Origin of the sequence: Psychrobacillus psychrotolerans, from assembly GCF_900115805.1 — a bacterium.
Classification (GTDB): Bacteria; Bacillota; Bacilli; order Bacillales_A; family Planococcaceae; genus Psychrobacillus; species Psychrobacillus psychrotolerans.
Map to the genome: position 1 here is coordinate 215,995 of NZ_FOXU01000006.1, position 21,996 is coordinate 237,990.

Here is a 21,996-nt window from a genome sequence, read left to right on the forward strand (position 1 = left end):
TCTAAAATATGACGATGGAGTTGTCTAATGAAAAGGTTAGTAATTATGACAGTTGGAAAAACGCATAGTGGCAAAACTACATTTGCCAAAGCTTTAGAAAAAGAGCTTCTCAACTCAGTTGTGATAGATCAAGATAATCATGCGGAGTTTCTTCATGAGCATTACCAATCCTTATTGCCCAAGCAGGGTAGTAATACGATAAAATATGCAATTACACAAGCTATTGTTCATCATGCTGTTCATGAGACAAATTGTCATATGATTCTTTGTAACTCAAATCGCAATCGGAATGGTCGTTTGAAACTAATCAATTATTATCAAAGCAAAGGGTTTACTTGTATCCTCGTAAACTTTGAGATCCCTGATCATGTTTTAAAAGAGAGAATTACAAAAAGTGAGCGTAGTACATCGATTTTAAGAGTGGCTGCCACTTTTGATGAAGTACTTTTTCGCCAACAGGTAGAAACAAAAGAAGGCGATATACTAACTCCTGCTGGAGATGAAGCCGAGCATTTATTTGTTATTAAAAAGCAGGAGGATGTTGAGTCCGTCATTCGAAAAATTGTAGATACTGCTTTTTGAGGTATGTAGAGATTAGAAGAAATTATTATATAAAGAAGCAAAATAGCGAACAAAATTTCATCTTCGAGAGAGAGCTTATTTACTGAATAGGAAGGTATCCTTTCTCTAGTAATCCATGCTAACGTGTCTCCGAGTGGTATAAAGAAGACGGAAACAACTATAAGAAGAGAAAAAGGGATGCTGGTAGGTTGTGAAGGACGTCACAACAAACTAGCATCCCTTAAATATGACTCGGTAATAATCAGTTAGCATAGTAACTATTCAGAGCCGTTCGAAAACGATAGAAATAGACTTTTCTCAATTCATTATTTGATTAAAAATTTTATGGTGAATCTTTTTCGATTCTATCGGTTTCATATTTTTCGGCATATCATAACCAATCCACACTGCAGCTGTATAAGTATCTGTAAGCCCTGTAATCCAGTAATCATAAAAATCATTGGTTGTTCCTGTTTTAGCCCCAATATAAGAGGACTGCACACTTATGCCCTTGCCGGTCCCATTAGCGACCACGTCTGCTAGTAAATCTCTCATTGTATGCACAGTTGTAGGAGACCAGACTTCGATCTTTTCTTTTTGCCATTCATATAGAGAATCGCCATTCTTGTTCGTTACTTTTTGAATAGCGTGAGCCGGTTTATACATTCCATTGATAAAGCCTGTGTAAGCATCAGCCATCTCCAGGACTGTAACCCCATTCGTTAACCCCCCTAGAGCAGCAGGGTAGGTATGATCTCCCGGAACTAAGTGATTAAATTGAAATTGCTCTAATTTCGCAAATGCCTCTTCAATCCCTACAGTTTGTAATAGACGCACAGCGGGTGTATTGTGACTAAATCGAAATGCTTGTTTTAGCGATACATTGCCGTATATGGCCCCACCATAATTTTGCGGACAATAACTCATAATACATAGTTTCCCCCCACTAATCTCATTGTTTGGAGTTAATGAAGTCGTTTCAAAAACGGGACCATATACGAGTAAAGGTTTTAAAGCTGAACCGGGTTGTCGCACTGCTTGATTAGCCCGGTTAAAATCAAACTTTTTATAATCTTTGCCGCCGAACATACTGACTATTTCTCTTGTCTCATTATTAATAACGATAGAAGCAGCTTGTAAATCATTTGTTCTGTCTAGGAGATTATCGATATATGTTACATCTTCTTTTTGCTTATGAGGATCTAATGCGCTATGCACGATTAGTCCTTGCGAGATTACTTCGTTTACGCGAGTTTGTAATTCGTTTTTTAGAAACACCGCCTGCTGCTCATTGGAGGCAGACTCAATTTTCTGTTGAAACCCCTCGTTACTACTGATCAGGGACTTTAGCTCGTCTAACACATAGGTGCTATAAACTGGATACAATTGTTTTTTTGTCTTAGTCTGAAGAACAATAGGCTCGTTTTTTAAGCTATTTCCATGCTCTGCAGAAATTTTGTTGTTTTTCACTAATACCTCTATCAACAACTCTTGTCGTTTCTTTGTAGCTTCGAAGTTTTCCAAAGGATTATATAGAGACGGGTTGTTAGGTATAGCGGTTATGAATACTTGTTGTGCTTCCGTTAATTCATTTAACGGTTTACCAAAGTAGTAGGTTGCAGCTGCCCCAATTCCATACACTTGGTTACTAAAGTATATTTCGTTTAGATAATTCTCTAGTATCTCATCTTTTTCTGTTTGTTTTTCCATCTCATAGGCATAGACGAGTTCCGTAACTTTTCGTTCATACGTTTTTTCTGTAGATAAGTAACGTAGCCTCACTAATTGCTGAGTAATCGTACTTGCCCCCTGGTCGCTGGAATTTGCGGCGGCATTGGCAAAAACTGCACGAAAAATCGCACTGAAATTAAAGCCAATATGATTATAAAACTCTGCATCCTCACTTTGTATAAGCACCTCTTGTACGAAGAGAGGAATAGATTCTAATGGCAGGGGATCTCGCCACTCAACATAATCTTCTGAGAAAATTTCCTTATCTTTATCCAACAGTACTATAGGAGATGTAATAACGGGTGTATTCAGTGGAATTGCCTCTTTTAAACTTTCTTTAAACTCTGATGCAGTTAAAATTTCGCTATGGATAAACGAGTATAAAATCCAAATGAGAGGAAAGCAAAGAAGAACAATAATATATCCAAATGCTTGTCGCATAAACTTGCACTCCAATTCTAATAATCTAATAACTAAAGCGCAAATTTTACGACATCGTGGTTCTTCTGCGAGAAGGGCGTCGTAAAATAAAAACATTTTGTAACGACTCGATGGGTAAGGCGCTGGATCTGGACAGATAATATGTCAAAGCATATATTCTCTTTTCTAATAAAAAGAATAGCACACTTTCGATATGGAAAGTGTGCTATCTTTAAGTTAATTTTGCATGCATTTCTTCCTCTATTAACACATCCTCAAAATCTATTCGAGGTTTTTTTCTAGCGTAGTATATAATAACGAATGCTATTAAGAACAACGCACCTGTAACAAAAAAGACTGATGAAATACCGATGTAACCACTGATAAATCCTCCAAACATTGGTCCAATTATATTACCTAAAAAACGGAAACTTGTATTATATCCCATTAGTTCACCTTGAACCTCGATAGGGGCTTCTCTTCGTATTAAAGCGGTAGTAATTGGTATTAATCCACCAGATGCAATACCGAACAAGAAACGCAGTATTATCAGTTGCCATAATTCGGTGACGAATGCCTGAGGCACGATAAAAACAAAGGCTATAATTAGAAGAAAGGATAATATTTTTTCATATCCAATAGAATCTCCTAGTTTTCCCCAAGTTCTAGCAAACAGTAGACTTCCTACTCCGGTAGCACTAAAGGTAATACCTGCAAGAAGGGCAACTTCTTTCGAGTTCGTTAATTGAGAAACATATAAAGATAAAAGTGGTTGAATACTAAAAAGTCCAATTTGTATTAAGGAAGTTATCATTAGAACATTTAACACGAGACGGTGGTGAAATATACTGGAGATAACAGTTTTTCTGGAATATTCATGATCTCCTTCTTTTTTCTCTTTGCGAATTTCATGTATTCCAAAAAGAACTATTAAAGCCGCAATAGAGACAGCTGTTGCAGTAATCATAAATGTATATTGAAAACCGAATGTATCTGCTAGTAACCCACCAATAATGGGACCGAATAATGTACCAGAAACACTACCCATTTGCAAAGTACCCATTGTTTTTCCGGCAATTTTCTTTGGAGTTTGAGAGCTTATAAAGGCTAAAGAGGTAGGGATGAATCCAGTGACAATCCCCATAAACAAACGTAGGACAAAGAAGGCTTCTACAGAATTAACAAACCCCATTAACAAAACACTAATTGCAATCCCAAATCCATTAATGATTAAGATTGGTTTATATCCATATTTATCAGCTATTCTTCCCCAGATAGGTGACATTAAAAATGCAGAAACAAATGTAGCGCCGAATACGAGTCCCGACCATTTTTGTACATACGCTTCCGAGAAATCACCCATTGTATTTATATATAAGGATAAGAACGGCATAATCATTGTCATCGTGGCAGAAACTAGAAAGATTGAAAACCACATGATCGTAAAATTGCGCTTTTGTACGCTCACTGAAATCCCTTCCCTCTATTGTTTTCTTAGCTTGTACTATTATTAGTATAGAACATTTAGTGTGTCGAAGAAAGTTAGATACTTTGTCACTGAATTTTGGTGTATTGTTATGGTAAACTAATTTGGGGTGAATGATTCATGAAAAAACTATTAGTAATTATAGGGATAGCAACAACTATTTGCTTTTTAAGTGCTTGTGGAACAGATGATTCCAAAGCATCGAAAGTAGAGTTAAAAAAAGAAGATTCTACTATTAATTCTGATACCCAACAAGAAGGAGAGATAATCATGTATCCACAACTATCTAAAGAGGTTGCTTCAAATGAAGCATTAGTAACTATGAATACATCAATGGGATCGATTAAGATTAAATTATTCCCGGAACTAGCTCCAAAAACAGTGGAGAATTTCTTAACACATGCAGAAAACGGTTATTATGATGGCTTAATATTCCACCGTGTTATTCAAGATTTCATGATCCAAGGTGGAGATCCAACTGGTACTGGCATGGGGGGAGAAAGTATTTACGGAGCAGAATTTGAAGATGAGTTTTCGATGAATCTCTTCAACCTAAGGGGAGCTCTTTCGATGGCAAATGCAGGACCAAATACAAATGGTAGTCAATTTTTCATCGTTCAAGCTTCTGAACCACCTGCAACAGCTAAGCAAATGATCGATGGTGGATGGCCAAAGGAAATAGCTGAAGCTTACGAAGAAATGGGCGGAACTCCGCATCTTGACCAAAAACACACTGTATTTGGTCAGGTCATTGAAGGTATGGAAATAGTGGACCAAATGGCAGCAGTTAAGAAAGGCGCTCAGGACAAGCCACTAGTCGATATCACAATAGATTCAATGGAAATTACGCAGAAATAATTAGAGGAGTGTCTATATGTTTTCGTTTTTACATCTAGCTTTTTTGTATTTCCCAGAAGATAAATCGGAATATATACCTGTTGTAATCGAATTAGTTGTTTTAGTAGCGCTTTGTGTAATTGTTTTTAGATGGTTATTGAAAAAATCTAGAAAAGACGCTGAGAAAGCAAGAGTTTTAGAAGAAAAAATTATGCAAGCAAAAAAAGATGAACTTCACAAATAGTCTCTAAAATAGTATGACAATTACTATAGGTGCATATACAAAGAGACCCTCCATTTACAGAGGGCTCTGAAAAAGTCCTAAAAGGTATTTTATAGCGAGCAATGGAACATTTTATGTTCTCTTGCTCGCTATTTTAAATTGGGGAGTCGTTGATTTGCATTCCATTTGAAGTCGCTGCCTTCCACGCTAATCAGCTAGTATCATCTGCTTATTAGGAAGAAATTTTTCTTCTCCTATCTAAAGAATTTTTCTCTTCCTGTATACTCAGTTGATACGTCCCATGATTTCAAACCAAGAAATTCTAAACTAAGTCCATACATGTGATTTACAATATCGTCGTGCCGAAAGACAATAAGCTTGGTCAATTTTGTCATAGAACTTCACTTCAGGGTGCCACAATAATATGCATGTGAATCTCAAGCGAATAGCGAAGAAATTAGATAAATAAGGGTAAGAAATAGAAAATGAAATAAGGCACTCGCTGACCAAAACGGACAGAAAGTGCCTTGTTTTTTTATTCATAAAAGTCTTTTAGTACTATGAAATGATTGTGCTTTAAAATACTTCTATTCAAGTGATTTTTTAAAACGTTCGACGCCATCTTGAACGGTGGATAGGGGACAAGCTAGATTCATTCGCAAGAATCCCTCTCCCGCTTTTCCATACTTGGATCCTGGTTCTAGAGCAAGCTTACCAACAGTTAATAGACGATCCATCATTTCTTTTTCAGAAAGGCCTGTCCCACGGTAATCAATCCAAACCAAATAGGTGCCTTCAGGCTTAGAAACTTTAATGCCCTCTAATTTGGAAAGATGTTCTATCACGTAATCCATGTTTACAGTTAATACCTCTAATAGTTCTTCCAACCATGGACCACCTTGTTCGTATGCGGTTTGAAGGGCGGTAAGTGAAAATATATTTAAGCCCATATATCCACGACTCATCGCAAGGTTCTCTAATACTTTACGTTTTTGTTCATCAGGAACCACCATAGCAGCAGCTTGAATACCTGCAAGATTAAACGTTTTAGTTGGAGCAAAAAAAGTAATAATATTATTTGGATCTTCCGCTACATTAAGTAATGGAGTGTGCTTATTTGGTTCAAAAATGAGATCCGAATGAATTTCATCAGATAATACTAATACATTATATTGCTGACAAAGTGCAGCCATTTTCGTTAAGTCGCCTTTGCTCCAAACTTTTCCACCTGGATTATGTGGATTACATAATATAAAAGCTTTTACATCATTCTTTAAACACTTTTCAAATGAATGCCAGTCCATCTCATAGGAATTATCCATTTCTATTAACTGACTTGTAACCACTTCTCTCCCTAAATTTGTAGGGATAGTCGTAAATGGTGGATAGACTGGAGTATGAATAAGCACCTTATCGCCAACTTCTGTGAAGGCTTCGATTACTTCCGCTATTCCTGGTATTACTCCTTGGCGAAACATAATCCACTCATTTTGTATAGTTACTTGATGCTTATCTGCAACCCATTTAGTAAGCGATGATTTTGTTTCTTCAGGTGCCATTGAGTAACCAAATACTGGGTGCTCCATACGTGTTTGTAATGCCTCAATGATAACAGAAGGGATGGCGAAATCCATATCCGCAACCCACATAGGGAGTACTTCCGAAGCGTTATTGATAGAATATACTTGCTCTAACATATCCCATTTTGCAGAATATGTATTTCGACGATTAAAAACAGTAGAAAAAATGGACAAAGTGATTTCCCCTTTCAATTTATATTTATTATGTTATTATAACCCTATCTAATAAAACTAGTAAGGTGAAACTAAATGGACACAATTGAAATGAATAGAAGAGCGGTATGGACATTACAAAAATGGGATCCTTTCCACATTGGAGAGAATGCATATGAAACAGAAACGGCAGATGTTGTTGCCTATCTACAAAATATTGACCATCCATCTGATTTAGCGAAACGAATTCAAGAAATTTATGAACATTCTTTTGAAGAATGGATTCCATTAGAAAAATGCGTAGAGATATCTTATAAGCTAATCGCTTTAAAGTATGAAATGAAATGTATTATTTAAAAACAAAAAGCTTTCGGTTTTATTAAACCGAAAGCTTTTTTTATTGATTAAGCTTCTTTAATACCGTCTAATAAGTTAGAAGCTGGAACTTCAAGTGCATTGGACAATCTTAGAATTGTTTGAACTGATGGTTGTTCAACGCCTGATTCGTAGGCTTCTAGCTTACCAGTACCAATTCTTGTTTTTAATGCAAGAGTTTCTAGCGTAATATTACGCTCTTCTCTAAGTTGACGTAATTGCTCATGTAAACCTTTTTTCATGTTAAACCCACCCCTATCTTAATGATTATATTATAACATAATTCCTCTTAAAACTTTTGATATTAATGTCAGAAAAAGTACAATTTTTACATTAATAATTTCATAGCACCTTGGATGAATACCACAAGTATAGCGATTGGAGCTGCAAAACGCACAATAATATGCCAAGAATTCAGTAGAAAATCATTCAATCTAAGTTCTTGGATTAGTGTGGACTTAGAAAAATGGAAACCAGCAAATAATGATATAAACAATGCTCCCAGCGGTAATCCGATACTACTCGTTAAGAAGTCGGCGAAGTCGAAAATCGACATACCTAAGATGCGAACATCTGCTAATATACCAAAAGATAAGGCACTTGGAATACCTAATAAGAAAATGAGGAAGCCATAACTCCAAGCAGCCCGTTTCCTTCTATCATATTTAGACTTAATGCCAATTGATACAACTATTTCTAACATACTGATGGAAGAAGTAAGTGTTGCAAACAATAGGAGAACAAAGAATAAAATTAAGAAAAATTGACCGAAAATGATTTGATCAAATACTGCTGGAATAATGATGAACGCTAACCCTGGTCCTGCGTCTGGTGAGAAGCCTAATGCAAAGACTGCTGGGAAAATAACAAGACCTGCCATAATGGATATACCGATGTTCAAAAGAGAGACGCTAAGTGCAGATGAGCTAATATTAGTCTCCTTCGGTAAATAAGATGCATAAGTAATCATTCCAGAAATACCAACACTTAAAGAGAAGAACGCTTGGCCTAATGCAAGTAATGCAGTCTCCCATGTAAAGTAGGACCAATCCGGTACAAATAAAAACCTAATCCCTTCGATAGCACCGTCTAGTGTGAGGGACCGAATAGCTAGTACTACAAAGAAAATTAGCAAGATGGGCATCATCCATTTACTAGCTTTCTCAATTCCTCCTTTAATACCCCCAGATACAATCCAAATTGTTAACAGGATAAAAGTTGCCTGAGCAATTAATACCTCCCATGGATTTGAAATCACAGTATCGAACAGATCATTAAAGAATGATTCACTACTACCATTTAAGCTAAATGTAATGGCGCGGAACAAATAAGATAAAATCCACCCACCAACAACACTATAGAATGATAATATGATAAATGAAAAGGCAAATCCTGCCCACCCGATTAGAAACCAAGGTTTGCCTGGAGCAAGCTTTTTGAAGCCTGTGACAGCATCTGCTTGACCTTTTCTCCCAATTACAAATTCAGCAAGCAAGATAGGAAGACCTATTAGTAAAGTACATAAGATAAACAAGATAACAAACACACTACCCCCGTTTGTCCCTGCCATATAAGGAAATTTCCAAATAGCACCTAGTCCAATTGCACTTCCGGCTGCCGCTAATATAAATCCTATTTTAGATCCAAAATGATCCCGATTTGTCACGAAAATACCTCCTTTAATAGGACTGTTTTATTGTACATGAGGATTTAGAGAAAATGTTAATTTATTTTACGAAACAAACTGCAATAATCTTTCGTATCATCATTAGAGCACTAGAGAGAGAGGGAGGAATATGTTAGAGGTCGAGTTAATAGAAAGAGCGCAAAAAGGGGACAAAACCGCATATACAGAACTCATACATATACATCATAGAACCGTTGAAAAATTTGCATTTCAGTGTGGTGTTCAAGTTCATGACATTCCAGATGTTACTCAAGAGGTATTTGTGAAGCTATATAGGTTCTTACATCAATTTCAGCGTGATCGGTTTACGACGTGGTTATATAAAATCACCTTAAATACTGCAAGGGATTACTACAGAAAAGAAACAAAAGAAAAGGAAAAGGAACAGAAATTGCACGTAGAAGTCGGATTAAATTATACAACGAAATCAGCGGAGGAACGAGTTTTAGTGTTTGAGGAAGACCGGCATCTCCATAATGCTATCCAAGCACTGGATGAAAAATATCGTCATCCTATTATTATGTTTTACTTTCATGAATTATCATATGAACAAATTGCAGAAGTATTAAATGTACCCTTATCTACGATAAAAATACGGTTAATGCGAGCAAAAGCATTATTAAAATCTGCTATACAAGTGAATGGAGGAGTCAAGCATGGACGATAAACAATTAGAAGAACGCTTAAATCTTTTAAAATCATCCTATGATCGATTGCCTTCATCTATTGATCCTGGTGAAATTTTAACGAAAATAGAAAATGAGAATAATGTTCCTCCGATAGAAAAGAAAATCAGAGGATCAAAGCGGCAACGAATTACCGTATGGGCAGTGAGCGTAGCAAGTGTGTTAGTGATTGGACTTTTAGGAACAACATATCTAACCGACTCAGATAATACAACAACTAGTGATGAAAACTACAGCGATGAAGATATAGAAGAATTTAAAAGCCGTTATAAAGACGAACGATTAAGACGTCAAAAAATTCTTCAGATGAATGATGCGGAATTTACTACATTAGAATTTGTTCAGTACGCTGATAATATTTTTTCCTCCCAAATTGCCCCAGGGACTTTAGAAGGGAAAAATGATGATATTTCTATTCAAGAGGCATATGATTTGGCTATTGAAGGATTAAATCTTCCTTCTGAAATGATAGAAGTGGCTAAAAAAAGAGGTAAAATAAACGGTAAAGAAAGCTCCTATTTTGTAGATGATTTTGTTACTAAAACGGAGAATTTAATTTTCTACTATGAGCAAATTCTACGAGATAATGAAGATGCTCTTAAAGTTGCCAAACATGAGGGAAGACTAAGTGAGCATGTACTCATTGCCAATCGATATAATCTCTCAAAAGAAATACAAAGCATGATCGAAGTTTTGCCTAAAGAAGGATTGAAACTAGATGTAAATTTGGAAGGAACGGAATTTCGAATTATACCTGATTGGGCCTTATTCACAAGAGACCTTTTCTCCATTTTAGATGAAAATGAGGCGCGCTATTTAGGAATGTATGAGTTAATTCCAGGTCACGGGATAGCCACTTTGTTAGAGGAACAAGAACTATCTCAATTAGGATATTATTTAGCTAGCATAGAATTTACATTACTAAATTCAAGCGAAGGTTCGGCAATACATTCTCGCTGGGAAAATTATTACTTTGAGTTAGCAGAAAAAATTATTTTTCCATCAGACATTGGTGAAATATTAAATGATGACAATAAAATAAATATTGAAACCCAGATGGCATGGGAGTCACTAGTAAATATTCCGGGTGTGTCACCATTAGCTACAATGATGAAGCCTATCGTTGCTTCAATGAAATCAAGTGATTGGACATACAATGAGACCTATAAACTATTGGACATAGAGCAGCTAAGAGATTATTATCTCTTAGCCTTGGATAACAAACTAGAAACGAACAAATTAGACTGGATTTCTATACTGCCTGATGGAGTGGAGAATAGTTTAGAGACTCCTTATACAATGTATGGAATTCATGAATTGTATAAAAAGTTCAATGAGAACTTTAATCCCCTAGTATTACATGGAATTGGACCTATTGATATCACGCTCTTGTATCATTATGCTGATGGGCAAGATAACCATGAAATGATGTGGGAATTGATGACTAGTGATTTTAAAAATGAATATAAAAAAGAAGCATTTTTAGAGAACCCAACTTTTCAAAATATCATTGGAGATAGTGCAAAAAATCTATACTTTAACAAAGAGTATTTAATCCCGGACAATAATAATTTGAAAACCTATATTGGACAGGAAAAAGGAAGTCAAGTCAGCTATGATATACTTCTCCGTTTGGAAAATGATGATATATGGAGAATTCAAGGAGAAGAGGATTACTTAATAAGTAAAGTAGAACCAGTGGATGATAAACTACTTCAGCGCGTTCATGATTTATATATATCCTTTGTACGAACTTATGATCAAACAGTTTTAAAAGGGGCCACTCCTGTAGAAATTGTAGGCTTGTACTATTATTCAGCTCAGCTAAAGGATTTCGAAACACAGTATGAGTTATATATTAAGGATGATCGGCACCTTCAAATACCCAAAGATGAATACATGAACGCAGAACATCAACATATAGAAGATATTAGACTGGAATTTAAACAAATGGAATTTGAAAAAAAATTGAATGGGGAGGGAGTTGTTACATTAACGAAATACCCTGATGAACAGGAGAACGTTCTTGGTTTTCAACTAATACAAACAGACAATGGATGGAGACCACCGTTTATGCCAACACAGTGACTTTTGCCGTCATACTTCCTACTATGTTATAATTTAACATGACTATAACGTATATAAGAAAGTAGGAACGGACCATGACTCAAAATTATAAGGTAGGAGATGTTGTCACGGGTAAAGTTACAGGGATTCAACCATACGGAGCTTTTGTAAGCTTAGATGAGCAAACACAGGGTCTAGTGCATATTTCAGAAATAACATACGGGTATGTAAAAGAAGTGGAAGAATTTTTAACTGTAGGGCAAGGCGTAGAGGTGAAAATTCTAGAGATTGACGATGAGGCTGGTAAAATAAGCTTGTCCATGAGAGAACTCCAGGAAAAACCGACACTACCAAAACGTGACGATAGACCTCGGAAATCACTTCAAGATCGTATAGATGAACATGATGAAGAAGGGTTTAATTCGTTAAAGGAAAAATTAGCGGACTGGATCAAAAAATCAGCACTGTAAAAAGGGTTAGCTCTCGCAGAGATTATCCTTATGTATAAAAAAAGCAAGAATGTTGTTCAACAATATGAACTCATTCTTGTTTTTTTTAATATTTTGTATAAGCAGAATCTCTTATCGCTTCATCTTCCGTATTCGATATTGTAAATTTTGACGGCTCATGCCTAATGCTTCCGCAGCTTTAGTTATATTGCCATCAAATTTATCTAAAGCTTTTTGTAAGTAATACATTTCTGCGGATCGTAAATATTCATCTAGAGGAACCAATTCTTTATCCGACGTTATCACAAAATCCTCTGCTTTTCCTGAAGTCACATTAAAATCCTGGACCTTTAACTTAAAGTGTAAAGGTAACATATCAAATTTTAACACTTGTTCAGTAGTTACCATTGAACTTATTTCATCTAGGAGCAGTTCCAATTCCTTCAGATTACCCGGCCATTCATACTTTAAAAAAGCTTGAACAACTTCTTCTTCAATATCCTTTATAGTGGAGCCATAACGGTTTAAATAGCGATTAAAATAATCATACATAAAAGGAAGGATATCTTCTGTACGTTTGCGCAAAGGTGGAATACTGATTGTTACCTGGGCAAAATAATAATATAGTTCCTTGCTTAACTTATTCGAAGAAATAAGATCTACTGGGTCCTCGCCAATACTTGCTATATAAAGGTTTTGTCCTGCTTCATTTGCAGATAGAATTTGCAAAAGTTCATTTTGTAATTCGAGGGATAATAAATCAATTCTTTCACAAAATATTGTACAGTGTGACATATCAGAAAGCTCTTTTTGAAATTTTTTTATTAAAAAACTATCTGAACTATGACAGTATAGAGAGATAAACTGTTTGTTTACTGGGGAGAGTTGGTTGTGAATTCCTTCAGCGATCAATTCCTTGCCCGTTCCAGCTTCTCCAACTAAAAGGACAGGCATTCGTACATGTGCCGCCTTTATAGAACGTTCTAATATATCTTGCATTTCTGATGAAACTGCTGTAATGCTAGAAAGGGTAATCGATTCATTGTACCTTTTTAAAGGCTGATAAATTAGTCTCTCTAGAGCAGTGATATCGCGAGAAAACTCCACTGCTCCTATAAGTTTTTCCTCAAGACATATAGGGTATGTATCATTAATAGTGGTTATTTCTTGGCCATTACGATTCCAGTATGTCTGTTTAGCTCGTAATACTGGTTCGCCACTATGCAAAACTTTTAACAATGTACTTTCTTGTTGTTCAAATTGGAAAAGTTCGAAGATGGAACGGTCTACAACATCAGTTAAATTTAGCCCTTCAATCTCTTTCATTTTTTCATTGTAAATAATGGTTTTGCCTGTTAAGTCAATGGCATGAATACCAACTGCTACCTGTTCGGTAGCAAATTTATAAAACGGTAGAAAATCTTTTATTTGTTCGTCCAAAAGGCTCACCTCAAAAAAATATTTCACATTTTAGAATTTTTTACTTGAATTACGCAACAATCTTTTGCATTATTATATATGTAAACTAATTAGAACTGCAAATTTTTTTTGCACCCAAATCGAAGGAGGATATTAAATTGATACCTTACAAACACGAACCATTCACGGATTTTTCAAAAGAGGAAAATAAAAAAGCGATGCAAGAAGGATACAAAGTAGTTGATGCATACCTAGGAAATGATTTCCCATTAATCGTTGGTGGAGAACGTATTACTACAGAAGCAAAAATTAAATCTTATAATCCAGCAAAAAAAGAAGAATTAGTTGGTGCTGTTTCTAAAGCTACACAAGAAATTGCTTCTAAGGCTATGGATATTGCTGATGAAACATTCCAAACTTGGAAAAAAGTTAAGCCTGAAATACGTGCAGACGTTCTTTTCAAAGCAGCAGCTATCATTCGTCGTCGTAAATTTGAGTTCTCTGCTCTATTATCAAGAGAAGCGGGTAAAACTTGGGTTGAAGCTGATGTAGAAGTTGCCGAAGGAATTGACTTCTTAGAATACTACGGACGTGAAATGTTACGTTTAAAAAATGGTGCACCAGTTGAAAGTCGTCCAGGTGAATATAACCAATATAACTATATTCCACTAGGTGTTGCGGTTGTAATCTCACCTTGGAACTTCCCATTTGCAATCATGGCTGGTACTACTGTTGCGGCAATGGTAGCAGGTAATACTGTACTATTAAAACCAGCTTCCACAACTCCAGTCGTTTCTTATAAATTTGTAGAAGTATTAGAAGAAGCGGGTATGCTTCCTGGAGTAGTAAACTTCATCCCAGGTTCTGGTGCTGAAATTGGTGATTTCATGGTAGAACATCCACGTACTCGTCTAATCAGCTTCACAGGTTCTCGTGATGTTGGATTAGGAATAGTAGAAAAATCTTCTAAATTAGCTCCAGGGCAAATTTGGATTAAACGTTCTATTCTTGAAATGGGTGGGAAAGACACAATCGTAGTGGATAAAGAGGCTGATTTAGAATTAGCAGCTCAGTCTATTGTGAAGTCTGCATTCGGTTTCAGTGGTCAAAAATGTTCTGCATGTTCACGTGCAGTAATCGTAGAAGACGTTTACGACACAGTGTTGAACAGAGTAGAAGAATTGACAAACGCTTTAACGGTTGGTATTCCTGACGGTGATGAGCACTTTGTTGGTCCAGTTATCGATGGTGCTTCATTCAAAAAAATTATGAGTTATATCGAAATTGGTAAAGAAGAAGGTCGTTTGGTTACTGGTGGTACAGGAGATGATTCTAAAGGATTCTTTATCCAACCAACTGTCATTGCTGACCTATCTCCAACTGCACGTATTATGCAAGAAGAGATCTTTGGACCAGTTGTTGGTATTTCTAAGGCTAAAGATTTCGATGAGGCATTAGAAATTGCAAACAATACAGAGTACGGTTTAACAGGTGCTGTAATTACAAATAATCGTTTGAATCAAGAAAAAGCGCGTGAAGAGTTCCATGTAGGGAACCTATACTTCAACCGTGGATGTACAGGTGCTATTGTTGGTTACCAACCATTTGGTGGATTTAACATGTCTGGTACAGATTCAAAAGCTGGTGGACCAGATTATGTCCAACTTCATATGCAAGCGAAAACAACATCTGAAATGCTTTAAAATTTCCAAGGCAGACTTTGTTTGAAGTCTGCCTTCATTTTAAAAAAAAGGGGTAATGAAAGCATGACTATTTCATCGCAAATGATTGAACAAACGAATAAATTTGGTGCAAACAACTATAACCCACTTCCAATAGTAGTATCTGAAGCAGAGGGTGTTTGGGTAAAAGATCCTGAAGGTAACAAATATATGGATATGCTTTCTGCTTATTCGGCAGTAAACCAAGGACATCGTCATCCGAAGATTATTCAAGCGTTAAAAGATCAAGCGGATCGTGTAACTCTAACTTCTCGTGCTTTCCACAATGACCAATTAGGTCCATGGTATGAAAAAGTTAGTGAGTTAACAGGTAAAGACATGGTCTTACCAATGAATACTGGAGCAGAAGCAGTTGAAACAGCATTTAAAGCAGCTCGTAGATGGGCATATGATGTAAAAGGTGTAGCAGCTGACCAAGCAGAGGTAATTGCTTGTAATGGAAACTTCCACGGTCGTACTATGGGAGCGGTTTCACTTTCATCTGATCCTGAATACAAAAGAGGATTTGGCCCAATGCTTCCAGGTATTAAGTTAATACCTTATGGTGATTTAGAAGCGTTGAAAGCTGCAATTACTCCTAACACGGCAGCATTTATAATTGAACCAATTCAAGGGGAAGCTGGAATTATCATTCCACCTGCTGGATTCATGAAGGCAGCGCTTGAATTATGTCGCGAGAATAATGTTTTATTTATCGCGGATGAAATTCAAGCTGGTCTTTGCCGTACTGGTAAAATGTTCGCATCTGAATGGGAAGATATAGATCCAGATATGTATATACTAGGAAAAGCATTAGGCGGAGGAGTTTTCCCAATCTCATGTATCGTTGCAAACAAAGAAATTCTAAGTGTATTTAATCCGGGATCTCATGGGTCTACATTTGGTGGTAACCCAATGGCATGTGCGGTTTCAATTGCAGCGTTAGACGTGTTGATAGATGAAAAATTAGCGGCTCGCTCCCTAGAACTAGGAAATTACTTTATGGATGCATTGAAAGAAATTAAACATTCTTCTATTAAAGAAGTACGCGGGCGTGGATTGTTTATTGGAATGGAATTAACAGAAGACGCACGCCCATTCTGTGAAGAGCTTAAAGAATTAGGCTTATTATGTAAGGAAACACATGATACAGTAATTCGTTTTGCACCACCTCTAATCATTTCAAAAGAAGAGTTAGATTGGGCAATTGAAAGAATCCAGAAAGTATTCAATAAATAATAATTTTTAGACAAATATCAACAATTCTATGTTACAATGGTTCCGAAGAAATTATTAAATATTAAAGAGGCGAAAATATAAAATGGCTGAAAATTTAAACCTGTTTACATCAACTCAGGCTGTAATTAAAGAGGCTCTGAACAAACTTGGTTATGACGAAGCAATGTATGACCTTTTGAAAGAACCACTAAGGATGCTAGAAGTTCGAATTCCAGTACGCATGGATGACAATACAGTAAAGGTATTCACTGGATACCGTTCACAGCATAATGATGCTGTTGGACCTACAAAAGGTGGAGTACGTTTTCATCCAGGTGTAACACCAGATGAAATGAAAGCTTTATCTATGTGGATGACATTAAAAGCTGGTATTGTGGACCTTCCTTATGGTGGAGGTAAAGGTGGAGTTATTTGTGATCCGCGCGAAATGTCAATGGGAGAAATTGAACGTCTAAGCCGTGGATATGTACGTGCGGTAGGACAAATCGTTGGACCGACAAAAGACATTCCTGCTCCAGACGTATTTACAAATGCTCAAATCATGGCATGGATGATGGATGAATATAGTCGTATGGACCAATTCAATTCACCAGGCTTCATCACTGGTAAACCACTTGTACTTGGTGGTTCACAAGGACGCGACCGTGCGACTGCTCAAGGTGTTACTATTATTATCAATGAAGCTGCAAAAAAACGTGATATTGATATGCAAGGAGCGCGCGTTGTTATCCAAGGTTTTGGTAATGCAGGAAGCTTCTTAGCTAAGTTTTTGAGTGATCAAGGTGCAAAAGTTATTGCTATTTCCGATGCTTACGGAGCTTTACATGATCCTAATGGTTTAGATATTGACTATCTATTGGATCGTCGTGATAGCTTTGGTACTGTAACAACTCTATTTGAAAATACGATTTCTAACCAAGAGTTATTAGAATTAGATTGTGATATTTTAGTTCCAGCTGCTATTGAGAACCAAATTACTGCTGAAAACGCTCATAATATTAAAGCGAAGATCGTAGTAGAGGCTGCCAATGGACCAACTACAACAGAAGGTACAAAAATTCTTTATGATAGAGGAATTCTATTAGTTCCTGATGTTTTAGCAAGTGCTGGTGGTGTAACAGTTTCTTACTTTGAATGGGTTCAAAATAACCAAGGTTATTACTGGACTGAAGAAGAAGTAGATGAGAAACTAGTGAAGAAAATGGTAGATGCATTCGCAAATATCTATGAAGTGGCATCCACTCGTAATATCGATATGCGTTTAGCTGCTTACATGGTAGGTGTACGTAAAACTGCGGAAGCGTCACGTTTCCGTGGATGGGTATAATATAATTGAAGTACTAGTAAGGTGAACCGCTTGTTTTTTACAAGCGGTTTTTTTATTATTAAGAAAGTATGGAAAGAGGAGGATGTCAAATGAATGCTTTTTCATTTTATAACCCTGTAAAATTGATATTTGGTAAAGATCAACTATCAAAGTTAAAAGGGGAATTATCATTATACGGAAAGAAAGTCCTTGTTGTTTACGGCGGGGGTAGTATCAAGAAAAATGGTTTATATGATAGCGTTATGACTGAATTAAAAGAAACAGGAATGGAAGTTTTTGAACTTGCAGGGGTTGAACCAAACCCTAGACTATCCACAGCTAGAAAGGGAGCAGAGATCTGTAAAAAAGAAGGCATTGATGTTTTGCTAGCAGTTGGTGGAGGTTCCGTAATTGATTGTACGAAACTTATCGCAGTTGCGGCTAAATACGACGGAGATGCTTGGGACTTTGTTTCACGTAAAGCGGTTCCACAAGAAGCTTTACCTTTTGGAACTATTTTAACTCTTGCAGCAACCGGTTCAGAGATGAATTCTGGATCTGTTATTACTAATGAAGAAACTCTAGAGAAGTATGGATGGGGAAGTCCTTTAGTTTATCCTAAATTCTCTATTTTGGATCCAGTAAACACGTTCACTGTTCCTCTTGATCAAACGGTTTATGGAATAGTGGATATGATGTCTCATATGTTCGAACAATATTATAACAATGCGACAAATACACCAGTTCAAGATGAAATGATAGAAGGTACTCTTCGTACAGTAATAGAAGTAGGACCAAAACTCATAGAAGACCTTACAAACTATGAGCACCGTGAAACTATTCTATTTGCAGGTACATTAGGGTTAAATGGCTTCCTACAAATGGGGTACAACGGGGACTGGGCAAGTCATAATTTAGAACATGCGATTTCAGCAGTTTATGACATTCCACACGGTGGAGGATTAGCTATCGTTTTCCCTAGATGGATGCGTCATAATGTAAAAGTAAATCCTCAGCGTTTTGCTAAACTTGCAATTAATGTCTTTAACGTGAATTCTGAAGGCAAATCAGTAGAAGAAGTAGCGTATGAGGGAATTGATCGCTTAGAAGCGTTTTGGAAGTCATTGAATGCACCTTCTACATTAGGTGATTACAATATAGATGAAAGCAAGATCGATTTGATGGTAGAAAAAGCAATGGTTTATGGAGAATATGGTAATTTCCATAAGTTAAATGCAGAAGATACAAAAACAATTTTAACAGCTTGTCTATAATAGTAAGAAATAAGAAAACCACATGGCAGGATTCGTCATGTGGTTTTCTTATTAATATTGTTTTCGATAACACTAATCGCGTGTTTTTAACACGGTACGTTGATCTCGATGTTCAGTCCACGTTCTGATTCCGTCATCTTCATCAAAGGAGATTGTAATATCTGTTACTCCTTGTTGATTTAAAATAAGTTCTTTAATTTTATCCTGAATATCGTCCACCTCGGCGAAAGAATATTGAGGATCTATCTCAATAATTATTTCCACATGGAGATATTCACCTTCTTTTATAACTTCAAGCTTTTGAATATCCTTTACATGCGGATTCTCAGAAACAATATGAGCAATATGAGTGAGCATTTGTTCATCTGTTTCCCCTAGTGCGCCTCGAGCGTTATCTAGGAATACTTTCCCTACTACATAGAACATCATAATACCGATCATAATAGAAGCTATACCTTCTGCTTGTAAAAAACCAGTAAAGTGGGAAATTAAAACGGCCACAAACGCTAATATTCCTCCTGCTGTTGCTACTAAGTCCTCCATAAAAACAAGCTTTGTTGCAGGTTTAGCTCTCTTTAAGTGGGTAAAGCTTGTTGTTAATGGAGAAAAGGCGGTTCCTTTAATCCCGACTTCATGCAAAATCTCTTTTCCAGCTTTATATAAGACGGCAAATTCCAAAATTATGGCAATAGCAAGTACGCTTAGGGTAATGGCAACACCTGTAGATTCAGTCGGGTGTTGAATATGGTGCCAACCTTCTATAATTGTTTCATAAGATAAAATTCCGACAATAATTACAGCACCTAAGCAAACGAGGTTTACTAAGCGTCCAAAACCATTTGGAAATCTTGGCGTAGGGGCTTTCTTAGATAAGGATGACCCAATATAAACAAAGAATTGGTTTGCTGCATCGCCAATAGAGTGCATCATCTCTGCAAACATAGCTACATTTCCTGTAAAGAAAAACGCACCACCTTTTAAAATTGCAATAATAGTATTTACAACTGCTGCTAATAATGAAGGCTTATTACCACCTTTTAACAACCTAAATAATTCTCCCATATGATTACTCCTTTTTAAATAGATTCTACATCTACCGATTCGATAAATTTTTGTTTTTTAATGGTAGCGTAAAATTCTGCAGTATTTTTCTTAGTGATTATTGATAACCTCATATTCATTTCATGTTTAATTGTATTATTGTCTAAAGTGACGTCTTTAATGCGAATACTTTCTATATAAACACCGCTTCCTTGTAAATAGTCATATACTTTGGGAATGCTTTCTGGATTTCTTACCACAACTGTTAGAGATAGCTCCTTGGATCTCAGTCGTTTTGGACCTACTTTTGTGAGAAGGGGAGGGATTAACTCAATTCCTATTATTACAATAATTACACTAAGAGCGGATTCCATATAAAATCCAGCACCTACAGCTATACCAATTCCGCCAGCTCCCCAAATCATAGCTGCGGTTGTTAAACCAGTTATAGTATCATTACCTTTACGGAGTATAACTCCTGCACCGAGAAAACCTATACCGCTTACTATTTGTGCTGCTAAACGCAAAGGATCCATTGTAATATTAATAGCATCATTCGGAATGGCGGTGTAAGCTGCTTCTATTGATATATAAGTAAGGAGACAACTAAATGTTGCAATCACTATACTTGTCTTTAATCCAATAGGTTTCTTTTTTAGTTCCCTTTCTATACCTATTATTAAACTTAATAATGCAGCAAAGATTAATTTAAATGTAATTTCAGTATAATCATCCAAGTAGTTTACCCATTCCATCGATAACTCCTCCTTTATTCTTTAGGGGTTGAAGATATTTTACAAATCGATTTAATCTAAGAAGGACATTAAATATGGAGATCTGTAGAGTGATAATTTATACTTAAGGTGGATGCACTTGAAACTAAAAGCATAGTAGTAGATTGGGAGATTTCTTGTTATCTTCTATTATAAGTATAGAAGATGTTAAAATAAAGTTCTGACGTATGTATCAATTTCTAACTTATTTCATTATTGCTTAAGAGTGATCTCTATTAGTCAAACTAATATTTGAAATCACGCTGATTGAATTTGCTGTAGAGGTTTGGTAGTCTTTTATGAACGAAATAAGAAGGCTAGATTTCTCATGAGTTATTCTGGAAGAACTTATTAAGTGATTGTAAGAGCTCAACAATTCAAGAGTTTAATAGATATTAAAGTTTTTTTCACAAAAAGGGTTGCTTTTTCTTTCTAGAAGATGTATATTAATACTTGTCCTTCGGAACGAGATACAAACAACTTAAAAAAAGTTAAAAAAAGTTAAAAAAAGTGTTTGACATCAAATCTGAAATAAGTTATACTAATAAAGTCGTCAAAACGACGCGAACAACATGAACATTGAAAACTGAACATGCAAAACGTTAAGAAACATAGCTTTCAACTAACTTGTTAGGATGATAGCAAAACAATTTTGGACATCATTTAATGATGATGCCAGCAAAACAAAATGAGCTTTTAAACTAGTTCTAATTTGTTCGCTTTCAATGTGCTCTGCATACTGGAAGTGAACTATTATGGAGAGTTTGATCCTGGCTCAGGACGAACGCTGGCGGCATGCCTAATACATGCAAGTCGAGCGAATGACGAAGAAGCTTGCTTCTTCTGATTTAGCGGCGGACGGGTGAGTAACACGTGGGCAACCTGCCCTGTAGATTGGGATAACTCCGGGAAACCGGGGCTAATACCGAATAATCCATTTCCTCACATGGGGAGATGTTAAAAGACGG

At 36.2% G+C, this 21,996-nt stretch carries 19 protein-coding genes and 1 rRNA gene; 12 read left to right on the top strand and 8 right to left on the bottom strand.

Annotated features, from left to right (window positions below; all coding sequences use genetic code 11):
• Window positions 1-27 precede the first annotated feature (27 nt).
• On the top strand, window positions 28-582 hold the full coding sequence (locus tag BM260_RS13110; RefSeq protein WP_093537798.1) for an AAA family ATPase: 555 nt from the start codon (window positions 28-30) through the stop codon (window positions 580-582).
• A 297-nt stretch (window positions 583-879) separates the two neighbouring features.
• Here the strand turns inward: BM260_RS13110 and BM260_RS13115 are convergent, their stop codons facing one another.
• Entirely contained in the window at window positions 880-2,733 is a 1,854-nt protein-coding gene (locus tag BM260_RS13115; protein ID WP_093537799.1) for a transglycosylase domain-containing protein, read from the bottom strand.
• 211 nt (window positions 2,734-2,944) lie between these two features.
• Window positions 2,945-4,180 (bottom strand): MFS transporter, encoded by a 1,236-nt coding sequence (locus BM260_RS13120; RefSeq protein ID WP_093537800.1) that lies wholly within the window; start codon window positions 4,178-4,180, stop codon window positions 2,945-2,947.
• Window positions 4,181-4,318: 138 nt separating this feature from the next.
• On the opposite strand from BM260_RS13120, the gene BM260_RS13125 reads away from it, so the two are divergent.
• On the top strand, window positions 4,319-5,056 hold the full coding sequence (locus tag BM260_RS13125; protein WP_175496299.1) for a peptidylprolyl isomerase: 738 nt from the start codon (window positions 4,319-4,321) through the stop codon (window positions 5,054-5,056).
• 16 nt (window positions 5,057-5,072) lie between these two features.
• Window positions 5,073-5,279 carry a hypothetical protein gene (locus BM260_RS13130; protein WP_093537801.1) on the top strand — a complete coding sequence of 69 codons (207 nt, stop codon included), beginning with the start codon at window positions 5,073-5,075 and terminating at the stop codon, window positions 5,277-5,279.
• Window positions 5,280-5,845: 566 nt separating this feature from the next.
• Here BM260_RS13130 and BM260_RS13135 read toward each other — a convergent pair.
• Window positions 5,846-7,012 carry a MalY/PatB family protein gene (locus BM260_RS13135; RefSeq protein WP_093537802.1) on the bottom strand — a complete coding sequence of 389 codons (1,167 nt, stop codon included), beginning with the start codon at window positions 7,010-7,012 and terminating at the stop codon, window positions 5,846-5,848.
• Window positions 7,013-7,087: 75 nt separating this feature from the next.
• Between BM260_RS13135 and BM260_RS13140 the strand changes: the two genes are divergently transcribed.
• Window positions 7,088-7,348, top strand: coding sequence for a DUF1871 family protein (locus BM260_RS13140; RefSeq protein ID WP_093537803.1), 261 nt, complete (start codon window positions 7,088-7,090; stop codon window positions 7,346-7,348).
• A 47-nt stretch (window positions 7,349-7,395) separates the two neighbouring features.
• Here the strand turns inward: BM260_RS13140 and BM260_RS13145 are convergent, their stop codons facing one another.
• Complete coding sequence (locus BM260_RS13145; RefSeq protein ID WP_093537804.1) at window positions 7,396-7,608, bottom strand: helix-turn-helix domain-containing protein; 213 nt, start codon at window positions 7,606-7,608, stop codon at window positions 7,396-7,398.
• 86 nt (window positions 7,609-7,694) lie between these two features.
• Window positions 7,695-9,032: a sodium-dependent transporter gene (locus BM260_RS13150; RefSeq protein WP_093537805.1), complete on the bottom strand. Its 1,338-nt coding sequence runs from the start codon at window positions 9,030-9,032 to the stop codon at window positions 7,695-7,697.
• 130 nt (window positions 9,033-9,162) lie between these two features.
• Here BM260_RS13150 and BM260_RS13155 point away from each other — a divergent pair, with 130 nt between their 5' ends.
• The 3 genes from BM260_RS13155 (at window position 9,163) to yugI (ending at window position 12,276) form a co-directional block, all read left to right on the top strand.
• Window positions 9,163-9,720 (top strand): RNA polymerase sigma factor, encoded by a 558-nt coding sequence (locus BM260_RS13155; RefSeq protein WP_093537806.1) that lies wholly within the window; start codon window positions 9,163-9,165, stop codon window positions 9,718-9,720.
• Entirely contained in the window at window positions 9,710-11,827 is a 2,118-nt protein-coding gene (locus BM260_RS13160; RefSeq protein WP_093537807.1) for a hypothetical protein, read from the top strand. The genes BM260_RS13155 and BM260_RS13160 overlap by 11 nt, the downstream gene beginning before the upstream one ends.
• Before the next feature lie 74 nt (window positions 11,828-11,901).
• Window positions 11,902-12,276 carry a S1 domain-containing post-transcriptional regulator GSP13 gene (gene yugI, locus BM260_RS13165; RefSeq protein WP_093537808.1) on the top strand — a complete coding sequence of 125 codons (375 nt, stop codon included), beginning with the start codon at window positions 11,902-11,904 and terminating at the stop codon, window positions 12,274-12,276.
• A gap of 111 nt (window positions 12,277-12,387) precedes the next feature.
• On the opposite strand, the gene BM260_RS13170 is transcribed toward yugI, so the two are convergent.
• A complete protein-coding gene (locus BM260_RS13170) occupies window positions 12,388-13,695 on the bottom strand; it encodes an AAA-type ATPase lid domain-containing protein (RefSeq protein WP_093537809.1) in 1,308 nt (435 codons plus the stop codon).
• Window positions 13,696-13,832: 137 nt separating this feature from the next.
• On the opposite strand from BM260_RS13170, the gene pruA reads away from it, so the two are divergent.
• The 4 genes from pruA (at window position 13,833) to BM260_RS13190 (ending at window position 19,214) form a co-directional block, all read left to right on the top strand.
• Window positions 13,833-15,377, top strand: a complete 1,545-nt coding sequence (gene pruA, locus BM260_RS13175) for an L-glutamate gamma-semialdehyde dehydrogenase (RefSeq protein WP_093537810.1) — start codon at window positions 13,833-13,835, stop codon at window positions 15,375-15,377.
• A gap of 63 nt (window positions 15,378-15,440) precedes the next feature.
• Complete coding sequence (locus BM260_RS13180; RefSeq protein ID WP_093537811.1) at window positions 15,441-16,634, top strand: ornithine--oxo-acid transaminase; 1,194 nt, start codon at window positions 15,441-15,443, stop codon at window positions 16,632-16,634.
• An 82-nt stretch (window positions 16,635-16,716) separates the two neighbouring features.
• A complete protein-coding gene (locus BM260_RS13185) occupies window positions 16,717-17,961 on the top strand; it encodes a Glu/Leu/Phe/Val family dehydrogenase (RefSeq protein ID WP_093537812.1) in 1,245 nt (414 codons plus the stop codon).
• Window positions 17,962-18,050: 89 nt separating this feature from the next.
• Window positions 18,051-19,214: an iron-containing alcohol dehydrogenase gene (locus BM260_RS13190; protein ID WP_093537813.1), complete on the top strand. Its 1,164-nt coding sequence runs from the start codon at window positions 18,051-18,053 to the stop codon at window positions 19,212-19,214.
• Between the two features lie 72 nt (window positions 19,215-19,286).
• Here the strand turns inward: BM260_RS13190 and BM260_RS13195 are convergent, their stop codons facing one another.
• Both BM260_RS13195 and BM260_RS13200 read right to left on the bottom strand, forming a co-directional pair.
• Window positions 19,287-20,276, bottom strand: coding sequence for a cation diffusion facilitator family transporter (locus BM260_RS13195; RefSeq protein WP_093537814.1), 990 nt, complete (start codon window positions 20,274-20,276; stop codon window positions 19,287-19,289).
• A 14-nt stretch (window positions 20,277-20,290) separates the two neighbouring features.
• Window positions 20,291-21,010 (bottom strand): MgtC/SapB family protein, encoded by a 720-nt coding sequence (locus BM260_RS13200; RefSeq protein ID WP_093537815.1) that lies wholly within the window; start codon window positions 21,008-21,010, stop codon window positions 20,291-20,293.
• 770 nt (window positions 21,011-21,780) lie between these two features.
• Between BM260_RS13200 and BM260_RS13205 the strand changes: the two genes are divergently transcribed.
• A 16S ribosomal RNA gene (locus BM260_RS13205) occupies window positions 21,781-21,996 on the top strand; the annotation flags it as partial.

Excerpts from the sequence above, each read along its gene's own strand:
- BM260_RS13125 (WP_175496299.1), top strand. The coding sequence starts at position 4,319 with ATGAAAAAACTATTAGTAATTATAGGGATAGCAACAACTATTTGCTTT.
- BM260_RS13185 (WP_093537812.1), top strand. The coding sequence starts at position 16,717 with ATGGCTGAAAATTTAAACCTGTTTACATCAACTCAGGCTGTAATTAAA.
- BM260_RS13130 (WP_093537801.1), top strand. The coding sequence starts at position 5,073 with ATGTTTTCGTTTTTACATCTAGCTTTTTTGTATTTCCCAGAAGATAAA.
- yugI (WP_093537808.1), top strand. The coding sequence starts at position 11,902 with ATGACTCAAAATTATAAGGTAGGAGATGTTGTCACGGGTAAAGTTACA.
- BM260_RS13155 (WP_093537806.1), top strand. The coding sequence starts at position 9,163 with ATGTTAGAGGTCGAGTTAATAGAAAGAGCGCAAAAAGGGGACAAAACC.
- BM260_RS13195 (WP_093537814.1), bottom strand. The coding sequence starts at position 20,276 with ATGGGAGAATTATTTAGGTTGTTAAAAGGTGGTAATAAGCCTTCATTA.
- BM260_RS13115 (WP_093537799.1), bottom strand. The coding sequence starts at position 2,733 with ATGCGACAAGCATTTGGATATATTATTGTTCTTCTTTGCTTTCCTCTC.
- BM260_RS13160 (WP_093537807.1), top strand. The coding sequence starts at position 9,710 with ATGGACGATAAACAATTAGAAGAACGCTTAAATCTTTTAAAATCATCC.
- BM260_RS13140 (WP_093537803.1), top strand. The coding sequence starts at position 7,088 with ATGGACACAATTGAAATGAATAGAAGAGCGGTATGGACATTACAAAAA.
- BM260_RS13190 (WP_093537813.1), top strand. The coding sequence starts at position 18,051 with ATGAATGCTTTTTCATTTTATAACCCTGTAAAATTGATATTTGGTAAA.
- BM260_RS13180 (WP_093537811.1), top strand. The coding sequence starts at position 15,441 with ATGACTATTTCATCGCAAATGATTGAACAAACGAATAAATTTGGTGCA.
- BM260_RS13110 (WP_093537798.1), top strand. The coding sequence starts at position 28 with ATGAAAAGGTTAGTAATTATGACAGTTGGAAAAACGCATAGTGGCAAA.
- BM260_RS13145 (WP_093537804.1), bottom strand. The coding sequence starts at position 7,608 with ATGAAAAAAGGTTTACATGAGCAATTACGTCAACTTAGAGAAGAGCGT.
- BM260_RS13200 (WP_093537815.1), bottom strand. The coding sequence starts at position 21,010 with ATGGAATGGGTAAACTACTTGGATGATTATACTGAAATTACATTTAAA.